Here is an 11,351-nt window from a genome sequence, read left to right as displayed (position 1 = left end):
GGTGTGCTGCCAGCCGGACGGGGCTTGGGCACGTGCGGCCGGGACGGGTCGATGGGCAGCCGCCCCCGGTCGGCTAGTACGGCGGCGCGCAGGCGGTCGGTCCGCCCGCTGTCGTCGGCGACGAAGACCTCCCGACCGTCGACGGCGAGCGCGACGGCGAGCCCGGCGGTGAGCGCTGTGGCGTCCTCGCGGGCGGTCACGAGCGCCACCCGGGCAGGTTGGCGGACCCGCTCGGCGACGGCCATCGCCACGTACCGGATGTCCGCGTCGGCGGCTCGGGGACTGCCCCGGAAGCCCGGCCGGCGGACCGTGCCGAGCAGCGGCAGGCCTGTGGCGTCCCGGCCGTCGGCGACCGAGCGGACCCGCCGGTCGGTCGCCTCCCAGGCGTAGGACAGCACGATGCCGAGCAGCGCGCCGCCGAACAGGCCGGCGACCAGGAAGAGCAGCCGGTTTCCGGCGGAGGTGGCAAGCGCCCGCTCGGCGGTCTGCGTGACCCAGCCGGGGTTGACGTCGACGGCCGCGATCTCGGTCCGGGAGGAGTTGAGCTGGGTGAGCTGGTTGTTGATCCCGGCCAGTTCGGCGAGTGCGGCGTCGCTGGCGGCGGAGTCCTTGGCGGCGCTCACGCGCTTCTGCACGGCGGTCTGCTGGGCGGCGACCTTCGTGATGCTGGCGTCGTAGGAGCGCAGCATCTCGGCGCGCTGCTGCTCGTACATGGCGCGTCGCACGTCGAGGTACGCCTGTGCGGCGAGGTTGGCGCCCCGCACCGCCCGCTGCGCGTCCGGCGACGAGTAGCTGAAGCGCAGGATCTGCCCGCCGGTGGGGACCTCGACCTCGAGTGCGTCGCGGATCTCGCGGGGGTCGCCGCCGATGGCGCTGGCGAGGCGTTGGACCACCTCGGTGCCGGTGGCGATGCGGCTCTCCACGTTCATGTTGACCGCGCGGTCGGCGTTCGCACCGCTGGGGGTGAACGCGTCGGTGACCACGGGCCGGACCGCCACCACCGCGTTCGCGGTGACGGCCGCCGGCACCAGCAGCACGAAGCCGAGCGCGGCGAGCAGGCCGACAAGTGCGACAGCGAGCACCAGGCGGATCCGGTGCATCGGCACCCGCAGCAGGTCGGTCAGTGTGACCGAACGGGCGGCGTTCGTGGGCGGGCCGTCGGTCGACCAGGAGGCGGGTGCGGCGTCAGTCATGGAACTTCTTCACCGTCTGTTGGGGATTGCCGATGACGACGACGCGGGGTGGCACATCAGTGCGGACCACCGTCGCCGCGCCCACGACGCTGTCCCGCCCGACGCGGACACCCTTCATCACCAGGGCGTGCGCGCCGATCCAGACATTCTCCTCGATTACGATCGGGGCGCGCGTGGCCGCGCCGGGCGGCGCGTGGCGCAGCTCGGGCGGCAGGTTGTGGAAGTCGTTGTCGAGAAGTTCACAATCGGAGAGCAGGCAGCGGTCCCCCACTGTCACCGACGTCCAGGTGCCGATCCAGGTGGCGTTGAGCAGACAGTCGGTGCCGACGCGCACCTCGCCGGGGCCGGCGAAGCGGACCAGCTTGTTGATGCGGGTCCGGTCGCCGATGGTCACGCGTACGCCGCGACGCAGCCGGATCCGGCCTCGGATCTCCACGTCGCGGCCGAGTGTCAGCCGACGGTAGCGGAGCCGATACCACAGGCGTTTGACCGCGAAGACCAGGCGCACCGCGCTCTTCGCGCGGATGCCAGCGGCGCCGACCAACGACCCTCCCCCATGTCGCGGGGCCGGCGGCGGGGGTGCCGCCGCCGGCCCAACGTGAACAATCTACCGATGTTCCGTTACGAACCGTTAACCGCTACTGCACAGAGAAGAACGTCGACGGGGTAGACCAGGACAATTCGGTGGTCGCGGGGGCGATCACCGTCGCCGTCGTACCGTCGACCACAGCGGCCGGCGCGGCCGTCGGGTCGAACGGAACACTGCGCAGCGTGCCGTCGGTCGCACCATAGACGATCTTGCCACCGACCCACGCCATGCCCCGCACCGTCGACCACGTGACGCCTGTCGTCGGCAGGGCGAACTCGGTCGCGCCCAGGTAGTTGCCGTCGATCTCGAAGTAGCGGTAGTAGAGGTTGTTGGCGCCGGTACGGGTGTAGTACAACCGTCCGTCGAGGAAGAACCCACCGGTCAGCGCTGCCGCGTTGAACCAGTCGTTGTAGCCGGACGCCTCCCACGGCGCGCCGATCGCGCCGCCGTTGAACATCGAGATGTCGATCCGGCTGCCCGTGGGCGTGCCCGAGACGGTGTGCGACCAGTAGATCCGGTCGGACACCCGCCAGGTCGCGCCGGCACCCGTGTAGTTGGGCTGGCTGACCGTGGCAGCGGTACCCAGCGTGGTGCCGTCGAACGGCACCTTCGCCAGCGTGCCCGGGGCGGTGCCAACGTAGAGGTTGCCGGTCGTCGCCGTCGGCGGGTTCTTCGGCGTGAAGGTACGCCCGCCAGCGAGCGGGAACACGCCGAGCCGGCCGTGGTACTCGTTGCCCATCCCGTCGGAGTTGTGGCCGAAGTGGAGACCGTCCGGCCCCCGCCACAGCACCGGCACCGAGGAACCCCAGTTGGAGGTGCCTGCCGGCATCGAGGAGCTGCCGCTGCGGCGCGGGTTCCAGTTCACCGGCATACCGGTGGCCGGGGTGACCGCCGCGATGCCGAGCCGGTCGACAGCGCCGTTGCCGGCCCGGTCACTGGCGTTCGGGTTGTTCAACCAGCGGAAGTGCCCGCCCAGGTAGATGACGTTGTCGGCAACCTCGACCGAGGTGATGGTGTCGTTGCCGGTGAAGTCGGCCCAGGTGGCGAGCTGCCCGCTGCCCCGGGCGGCGGTCTCGAAGCGGACCAGCGCGTCGCAGTACGCGTTCGGCCAGCCGGAGCCGCCGTTGGTGCCGACCACGAACCAGCTGCCGTCCTCGCCGAACCGCACGTCCTGCACGTAGTGCACGAAGGTCGCCGGGTCCGCGCACGGCGCGACGAACTTCTCGGTGCTCCAGTCGAGCACCGACGGGGTGCCGGAGACGTCGACAAGCGCCATCTGGTTGCGCGGCAGGTCGTTGACCAGCGTGAAGTTGCCGCCGACGACAAGTGTGTTGCCGTCCGGCGCGACATCGATCGCCCACACGTACGAGTTGGTGCCGTGCCGCCCGACAGTGGCGTTGATGTTGAAGGTCGGGTCGATGGCGCCGGTGGTCGCGTTGAGCCGGGCGAGGCCGGCGTGGGCGGTGCCGTTGAGCCAGTTGAACGCGCCGGCCACGTAGAGCCAGTTGCCGTTCAGCGCCATGTCACGGACGTTGCCGCCGTCGGAGCGCCCGACCCAGCTGTCGATGATCGCGCCGGTGCTCGGGTCGAGGGCGACAAGGTTGCGCCGGGCGACCCCGTTGACGTTCTTGAACGCGCCGCCGGCGATGAGCGTGCCGCCGGGGCCTGCGATGAGCGTGTTGACAGCGCCGTCGAGCACCGGCAGGAAGCTCGTGGAGATCGTGCCGGTGGTGCGGTCGTACGCGAAGAGGTAACGCTGGGTGACCCAGGCGGACGTGGCGGTCTGCCGGATCTGGGTGAAGCTGCCGCCGACGAAGACGGTGTTGCCGACCTGCGCGAACGCGCGCGCCTCACCGTCGCGGGCATGTGGGGTCTGGTCGGCGGGGTTCGTGGACACGAGGGTCGCGGTCTCGGGGACCGGGACCACCGCCGCCGAGGACGCCGTGGGCACGCTGAGTGTCGCGGCGACGACCGCCAGCACGACAACCCCCGCCCGGGTACGACGTCTTCCTGACAAACGCCACAAGGGCGGAATTTTAGGCACGCTGCGCCTCCAAGATGGATGAGAACCCGAGGTAGCGTGCCTCGTCCACCCTGTCAGGCGCATCCGCCGATTGGGCGGTGCATGAATCTGCAAACCGACAGACACCGGAGGATCGGACGTCCGACCTCGGTAAACGGCGTGCTGTCAGGCCCCTTTATGATCTTCAGCGGCTCCCTCCGGTGGGCTGCCGCAGGTACGGGTCCTTGCCGGCCTGCGAGAAGCCGGCCAGCGCAGAGGCGTTGTGGTTCATCGTCATGTCGCAGGTCGCCGTACGGGTGGTCATGCCCGGCGAATTGAAGTAGATGGCAGCCTTGATCTTCGGGTGTGCCTTGAGCGCGGCCGGGAAGTCCTGGAACCAGCGCTGCTTGGCGCCCGGGTCGGCGGAGTTGAAGTTCGTGCCGAACTCGGCGAGCATCCGCGGCTTGCCGGCACCGATCCCGTTCTCGTCCAGCCAGCGGTAGAAGCCGCTCACTGTGGTGCTCGGGCTCTTCCACACAGTGCTGTTGTTGCAGACGTGGAAGTTGTACGGGTCGTAGGCCACCCAGTCGACGTAGCGGTCACCGGGGTAGAGACCCGCGTACCGGGAGTAGTGCCCGGACCAGCCCATCATCGTCCAGACCCAGACCGCGTTGTCGGCACCCGCCTTGGCGAAGCGCTCGTGCACGTACCGCCAGGCCCTGACGAACTCGGCGTCGCTGCCCTTCTCCGGCTCGTCCTCCGGCTCGTGGTCGAACCCCATGAACACGGGCACCTTGGCGGCCCGGATGCGGCCGGCGACCGCGTCGATCGTCGCGTCCTGCCGACCGCTGTAGACGTCGGCCCACTTCAGCGTCGAGCCGGCGGAGAAGTTGCGGGACTCCCAGGCGAAGAACATCAGCCGGCCCTCGCGCATCTGCTGTTGCTCGTACGCGTCGGGGAAGGCACCGTTGCTGCCGGCGTTGGAGAAGTCGTGGTAGCGGTGCACGATGTCGAACTTGCGGCCGACCTGCGCCTCCACGTCGGTGATCGCCTTGCCGTGGTCCCAGCCGCCGGACGCACCGGCGGGTGAGTACATGCCCCACCAGGCGCCGCAGGACGGTACGAGCTTGTCCGACACCGACCCGCACTTGCCGGACGGGAGTTCCGCGCTCGCCGTAGCGGTCGGCGTCCGGGTCGGCGCGACTGTCGGCGACGGCTTGGGCGCGGTGGTGGTCGGCGGTGCGCTCGGCGACGGCGCCGGGGCGGGGCGGGTGGTCGGCGCGGACGAGGGCGCGGTGCCGATGTCATAGGTGATCGTCAGGCTGGGCCGCAGGTCCGGGTTGCGGTTCTCCACCGACGCCCAGTAGATGCGGGTGTCCAGGCCGGTCTGGGCGAGCGACACCGTCCAGGTGCCGTTGCCGGTGACCAGCGTGGACACATCCCACTCGTTGACGCCCTTGGCGACCCCGGTCACGGTGGACAGCGCGGTGCCGGCCGACGTCGGAGTCGGCCGCGCCTCGCGGGCGCTCAACGTCGAGGCGTGCGCCGTCACCGTGGCGGCGAACTGCTGCCAGGTGTGCATCCGCAGCGTCGCCCGCACGTTGACAGCGGCGGCCGGCACGTTTGTCACAGCGAACTCGACGACAGCCTCCCGGCCGCCCCGCGGGTTGCCGTCGCAGCGCACCGGACAGGTGGCGAGGGTCGACTTGACGGCGTTGTCGCCATCCTGCGTGACAGCGGTCGCAGTGGTGTCCGCCGTCGCGCGAATCGACAGCTCGTCGCTGGCCAGCAGCGGCATCATTGTCGCCACGAGGCCCGCCACCACGGCACCCCCGACCACGCCGAGGGCGATCGCCTTGCGCCGGGGCCCGGAGCGGAACCGGGTGATGCGGTGCAGTCCGTGCCTGGTCAAGGAAAACTCCCTGTGTCTGCTGTGGTAACCGGGTGCAGCGTATCCACGACCAGGGAATGTCGCGCGCAGGACAGTTTTCCGTAAGCGCGTCTTAAGAGTCAGCTAAGGAAGTCGCCCGGTTGCCTGCCGCAGGGCCTCCCGCATCGCCTCGACCGGGGCCGCGACACCTGTGAACTGCTCGAACTGCCCGAGCGCCTGGGCCAGCAGCAGGTCCAAACCGGACACCACCCGCAGGCCTGCCGCTAGCGCGGAGGCGGCCAGCGGTGTCGGCCACGGGTCGTACACCGCGTCGAAGAACACCGCGCCCGGCGACCAGGTCACCGTTTCGGCCAACGGATCGGCGACGCCCGCCGGCACAGTGGACACCACGACGTCGGCGGTGAGGTGGCGGGGCGCGTCCACCCAGGCCCCGGCGCTCAGCGCGACCCCGAGCGCGTCCGCCACGGGACGCAGCTCGTCGACCGCCTCGGGGCGGCGGGCCACCACCGTCACCGAGGAACAGGCCAGCCGCGCGGCGGCGGCGAGCGCGGCGCGGGCCGTTCCACCCGCGCCTAGCACTGTCATCGCCGCACCGGCGCGTACCCCGGCGTCGGTGAGCACGTGCACCATGCCGCCCACGTCGGTGTTGTCCGCGTACCAGGAGCCGTCCGGACGGCGTACCAACGTGTTCGCCGCGCCGACGGCGGCGGCGACAGGCGACGCGGCGTCGGCCACGGCGAGCGCCGCCTCCTTGCCCGGCATGGTCACCGACAGCCCGGCCCACTCCGGGCCCAGGCCGGTGACCAGGGCCGGCAGCTCCGCCGCCGCGCACTCGATCCGGGTGTACGACCAGCCGGTCAGCCCCGCGGCGGCGTAGCCGGCGTTGTGGATCACCGGGGAGAGCGAGTGCGCGATCGGCTTCCCCAACACCGCCGCACGCCGAACCAGTGCCATCAGATGATGCCGGCCTCGCGGGCCTTGGCCTCGTTACGCTGATGCTCCGGATAGGTCTCGGCGAAGGCGGAGTGACCCTGCTTGTCGATCGCCACGAAGTAGAGCCACTTGCCGACCGGCGTGTCCATCGCCCCTTCCAGGGCTTCCTTACCGGGGTTGTTGATCGGGGTGGGGATCATGCCCCGCAGCTTGCGGTTGTACGGGTTCTTCGGGTCGTCCAACTCCGCCGCCGTCATCTGCTTGGACGACTTGGTCGCCCGGCCGACCGACTCCAGGTAGTAGTTGACGGTGACGTCCATTTCCAGGCAGTTGCAGGGGAACTCGCCGTACACCCGGTTGTAGGCCACCCGGGCCACCTTGCCGAGGTCGTCCTTGTTGCCGGCCTCGGCCTGGGCCAGCGACGCCACGATCAGAGCCTCGTACGGGCTGACCTTGCGTTCCTTCTGCACCCGGTCGGCGAACTTCATCTCGCCGGTCACCGAGAGGAAGTTGTCCACCATCAGCTTGAGGATGCTCTCCGCGGTGGCCTTCGGCGGAATCTCGTACGTGTCCGGGAAGAGGAAGCCCTCGACGGACTTCACTACCTTCTTGCCGTCGTCGCGCGTGAACCACCAGTCCGGTACGCCGAGCGCCTCCGGGTCCTTCGCGGCGGCCTCGAACTCCTTGACCGGGATCTTGGTCTTCTCGGAGAGCAGCTTGTAGATGTTCTTGGCGGTGCGCCCCTCGGGGATTGTCAACCCGTTGACGATCTTGTTCTTCAGGTCGAGCATCGCGGTGACGGCGCTCTCGCCGCTCATCTGCTTGCGCAGCTTGTACGTGCCCGGCTGGATGTTCTTGCTGCGCGAGTTGGCCTCGGCGGCCTCGACGAACGCCTTGCGGCTCTTCACCACGTCGGCGGCGACCAGAGCGTCGGCCATGTCGGCAAGCAGCGCGCCGTTCTTGATCTCGACGGTGACCTCGCCGGCCCCGGCGCCGTCGTAGTCGGGCGTGACGAAGTAGTTCTGGATCCGGTCGAAACCGTAGAAAGCCCCACCACCGATGGTGCCCAGCAGGACCAGGGCCATCAGCAGAGCCAGGAACGTCTTGCCCCGGCCCCCGCCGGAGCCGCCCTTGCGCTTGCGGAAGCTGCGCCGGTGCCGACCCTTCTCGCCCCGCTCCGGCTCGTCGAACCCAAGGTCCAGATCGTCGATCATTACGTCCGCCTCCGCTGCGCGTCCAGCCAGCTCTGCAGGATCTCCACCGCGGCCGCCTGGTCGACAACCGCACGTTGACGCTTGCCCCGAACGCCACGCTCGGCCAGCCTACGAGAAGCGACCACGGTCGACATCCTCTCGTCAGTGAGCGTTACCGGGACGGGCGCTATCACATCGACCAGTCGGTCAGCGTACGCCTTCACTCCGACCGCCGCCGGGCCGTGCTTGCCGGCGAGATTGACCGGAAGGCCGACGACAACCTCGACGGCCTCGTGCTCGGCCACCAGAGCCGCCACCTGGGCAATGTCACTCGGCACCGCATCCGGCGCCGCCGTGAGGTCACGGGCCAGAGTGACAAGCGGCGTGGCGAGGATGCCGTCCGGATCCGAGCGGGAGATCCCCACCCGCACCTGACCGACGTCCACGCCGATCCGTACACCACGCATGCGCTCACTCACCGACTGTCACCTGAGGGGCAGACGAGCCAGGGCGGACCAAACGGTCCGCCCTGGCCGACACTGATCGTGATATCACGCCTCGATGATCGCCTTCTCGACGGTGAGTAGCAGATTCGGCGCCTCGGCCGCAGGCAGGCCGCCGCCCTGGGCCAGATCGGGGCTGCCCCCACCACGCCCGGAGAACGCCGCCTTCACCAGGGCCGACGCCGCCAGGCCACGGCTGCGGGCCGCCGCGTTGACAGCCACCACCAGCGACGCCTTGCCGTTCGCCCGGGCCGCCACCGCTACCACCGCCGGCCGCGCCGGGTCGATCTTGCCGCGGATCTCCTGCGCCAGGGTCCGCACGTCGTTACCGGCCGCGCCCTCGGGCGCCTCGGTGCCCACGTACGCCACCCCACGCACGTCCTTCGCCTGCGCGGCGAGCGCTCCCGCCCCACCCAGCACCAGCTGGGCGCGCAGCTTCTCCAGCTCCTTCTCGGCGTCCCGGAGCTGGGTGACCGTCTGCTCCACCCGGTCGGCGACCTGGTCGTTGGGCACCCGGTACAGCTCGGCCAGCCGGGACACCAGCAGGTGCTCGCGGGCCAGGAAGCCGAACGCGTCCATGCCGACAAGCGCCTCGACGCGGCGCACACCCGAACCGATCGACGACTCGGAGAGGATTTTCACGAGGCCGAGCTGGGCCGAGCGCGCCACGTGCGTGCCGCCGCACAGCTCCCGGGCGTAGTCGCCGACCTCGACGACCCGCACCTCCTCGCCGTACTTCTCCCCGAAGAGCGCCATCGCCCCGATCCGCCGCGCCTCGTCCAGCGACGTGATGAAGGCGTGCACCTCCAGGTCGGCCAGCAGCACCTCGTTCACCTGCTGCTCCACGTCCCGCAGCACTGTCGGCGACACCCCGGTCGGGGTATTGAAGTCGAACCGCAGCCGGCCGGGCGCGTTCAACGAACCCGCCTGGGTGGCCGACTCGCCGAGGAAGTTACGCATGGTCTGGTGCACCAGGTGGGTGGCGGTGTGCGACCGGGAGATCGCCCGCCGCCGGGTGGTGTCGATCTCGGCGTAGCCGGTGTCGCCCGCGCGCACCTCACCCCGGATCACCCGGGCACGGTGCACGATCAGGCCGGGCACCGGCTGCTGCACGTCGAGCACCTCGACCTGACCGTCGCCGACGGTGATCATGCCGTGGTCGGGCTGCTGGCCACCGCCCTCGGCGTAGAACGGGGTCGTGTCGAGGACCAACTCGATGGTCTCGCCCTCGGCCGCCGCCTGAACCGGGCCGGCCCCACCCAGCAGCGCCCGCACCCGCGACTCGCGCGCCACCTCGCTGTAGCCGGTGAACGTCACCGGGCCACCCGAGTCGAGCACCGACCGGTACGCCGACACGTCGGTGTGGCCGGTCTTGCGCGCCTGCGCGTCCGCCTTCGCCCGGGTCCGCTGGTCGGCCATCAACCGGCGGAAACCCTCGTCGTCGACAGTGAGGCCCTGCTCCGCAGCGATCTCCAGCGTCAGGTCGATCGGGAAGCCGTACGTGTCGTGCAACTGGAACGCCTTCGCACCGGACAGCGCCGTGCCGCCCGCCGTGCGGGTCTCGGCGATCGCCGTGTCCAGGATCGTGGTGCCCGCACGCAGCGTCGACAGGAAGGCGTCCTCCTCCGCGTACGCGTACTGCGCGATGCGGTCGAAGTCGGTCGCCAGCTCGGGGTACGACGGCGCCATGCAGTCCCGCGCCACCGGCAGCAACTCGGGCAGCGCCCGGTCCTGCCAGCCCAGCAGCCGAATCGACCGGATCGCCCGGCGCATGATCCGCCGCAGCACGTAGCCGCGACCCTCGTTGCTCGGCGTCACGCCGTCACCGATCAGCATCAGCGCGGTCCGCACGTGGTCGGCGACCACCCGCAGCCGCACGTCGTCGGGGTGCGACTCGCTCGCCACGTGCCCGGAGTGCGCGCCGTACCGCTTGCCGGTCAGCTCGGCAGCCCGGTCCAGGATCGGCCGGACCTCGTCGATCTCGTACAGGTTGTCCACACCCTGCAGGATCGAGGCCATCCGCTCCAGGCCCATGCCGGTGTCGATGTTCTTCGCCGGCAGGTCACCGAGGATCGGATAGTCGTCCTTGGTGGTGCCCGGACCCCGCTCGAACTGCATGAAGACGAGGTTCCAGAACTCCATGTAGCGGTCCTCGTCGACCGCCGGGCCGCCCTCGCGGCCGTACTCCGGGCCCCTGTCGTAGAACAGCTCGGAGCACGGACCGCACGGCCCGGGAATCCCCATCGACCAGAAGTTGTCCGCCTTGCCCCGGCGGACGATCCGCGCCGCGGGCACACCCACCGAACGCCAGATGTCGTACGCCTCGTCGTCGTCGAGGTAGACCGTCGGCCAGATCCGCTCCGGGTCCAGACCGAACCCGCCGTCGGCCTGCGACTTGGTCACCAGGTCCCACGCGAGGGGAATCGCGCCGTCCTTGAAGTAGTCACCGAACGAGAAGTTGCCGTTCATCTGGAAGAACGTGCCGTGCCGGCTGGTCTTGCCGACCTCGTCGATGTCCGGGGTACGGATGCACTTCTGCACGCTCACCGCCCGCCGGTACGGCGCGGTCTGCTGACCCAGGAAGTAGGGGACGAACTGCACCATACCGGCGTTGACGAACAGCAGGTTCGGATCGCTGATGGCGGGCAGCGGAGCGGACGGCACCACGGCGTGGCCGTTCGCCTCGAAATGCGCGAGGTACCGCCGCTTGATCTCCGCCGTCTTCATCGCTGGTGTTCCTCCGGAAAGATTTCTCGATCGCCGATCCGCGGGTCCTCCCGCAGCTCGGCGTACTGGTCGTCGAACGCCTCGCCCCGAGCGAACGCGGCATGGATCTCCTGCTCACGCTCGGCCATCCCGATCCGGACGTCCTCCACGAAGCTACGCAGCGACTCGACCAGGCCGCCAGCGGATTCCGACAACGTGCTGGCGATGCCCGCCGGGGTGTACGCCTGCGCCGTCCGGGTCGCCTTGCGGACCACGATCACGCCGACGGCCACACCGATGCCGAGCCAGAACAACCGCCTCATGTCTCGCTACCTCCTGCT

9 protein-coding genes are annotated in these 11,351 nt (G+C 70.0%); all 9 read right to left on the bottom strand.

Annotation, left to right across the window (positions count from 1 at the left end; genetic code table 11):
- On the bottom strand, positions 1-1,193 hold a 1,193-nt coding region (locus tag ADK66_RS22665; RefSeq protein ID WP_053658579.1), incomplete at its 3' end, for a lipopolysaccharide biosynthesis protein.
- Complete coding sequence (locus tag ADK66_RS22660) at positions 1,186-1,737, bottom strand: DapH/DapD/GlmU-related protein (protein ID WP_053658577.1); 552 nt, start codon at positions 1,735-1,737, stop codon at positions 1,186-1,188. The genes ADK66_RS22665 and ADK66_RS22660, both read right to left, overlap by 8 nt.
- Positions 1,738-1,831: 94 nt before the next feature.
- A complete protein-coding gene (locus ADK66_RS22655; RefSeq protein ID WP_231640145.1) occupies positions 1,832-3,763 on the bottom strand; it encodes a hypothetical protein in 1,932 nt (643 codons plus the stop codon).
- A gap of 226 nt (positions 3,764-3,989) precedes the next feature.
- The gene (locus ADK66_RS22650; protein ID WP_053658574.1) at positions 3,990-5,696 is read right to left on the bottom strand and encodes a glycosyl hydrolase; all 1,707 of its coding nucleotides are present in this window, start codon (positions 5,694-5,696) and stop codon (positions 3,990-3,992) included.
- Positions 5,697-5,798: 102 nt separating this feature from the next.
- Positions 5,799-6,629, bottom strand: coding sequence for a shikimate dehydrogenase (locus ADK66_RS22645; RefSeq protein ID WP_053658572.1), 831 nt, complete (start codon positions 6,627-6,629; stop codon positions 5,799-5,801).
- On the bottom strand, positions 6,629-7,822 hold the full coding sequence (gene mltG / locus ADK66_RS22640) for an endolytic transglycosylase MltG (protein WP_053658569.1): 1,194 nt from the start codon (positions 7,820-7,822) through the stop codon (positions 6,629-6,631). Before mltG ends, ADK66_RS22645 begins: the two co-directional genes overlap by 1 nt.
- Complete coding sequence (gene ruvX / locus ADK66_RS22635; protein WP_053658567.1) at positions 7,822-8,280, bottom strand: Holliday junction resolvase RuvX; 459 nt, start codon at positions 8,278-8,280, stop codon at positions 7,822-7,824. The genes mltG and ruvX overlap by 1 nt, the downstream gene beginning before the upstream one ends.
- Positions 8,281-8,352: 72 nt before the next feature.
- Entirely contained in the window at positions 8,353-11,031 is a 2,679-nt protein-coding gene (alaS, locus tag ADK66_RS22630) for an alanine--tRNA ligase (protein ID WP_053658565.1), read from the bottom strand.
- Positions 11,028-11,333 carry a hypothetical protein gene (locus ADK66_RS22625; RefSeq protein ID WP_053658563.1) on the bottom strand — a complete coding sequence of 102 codons (306 nt, stop codon included), beginning with the start codon at positions 11,331-11,333 and terminating at the stop codon, positions 11,028-11,030. The genes alaS and ADK66_RS22625 overlap by 4 nt, the downstream gene beginning before the upstream one ends.
- Positions 11,334-11,351 lie beyond the last annotated feature (18 nt).

This window comes from Micromonospora sp. NRRL B-16802 (genome assembly GCF_001279555.1).
In the GTDB taxonomy this organism is placed as follows: domain Bacteria; phylum Actinomycetota; class Actinomycetes; order Mycobacteriales; family Micromonosporaceae; genus Micromonospora; species Micromonospora profundi.
Note: the sequence above shows the minus strand (reverse complement) of the source record. Positions and strands in the feature narration are given on the sequence as shown.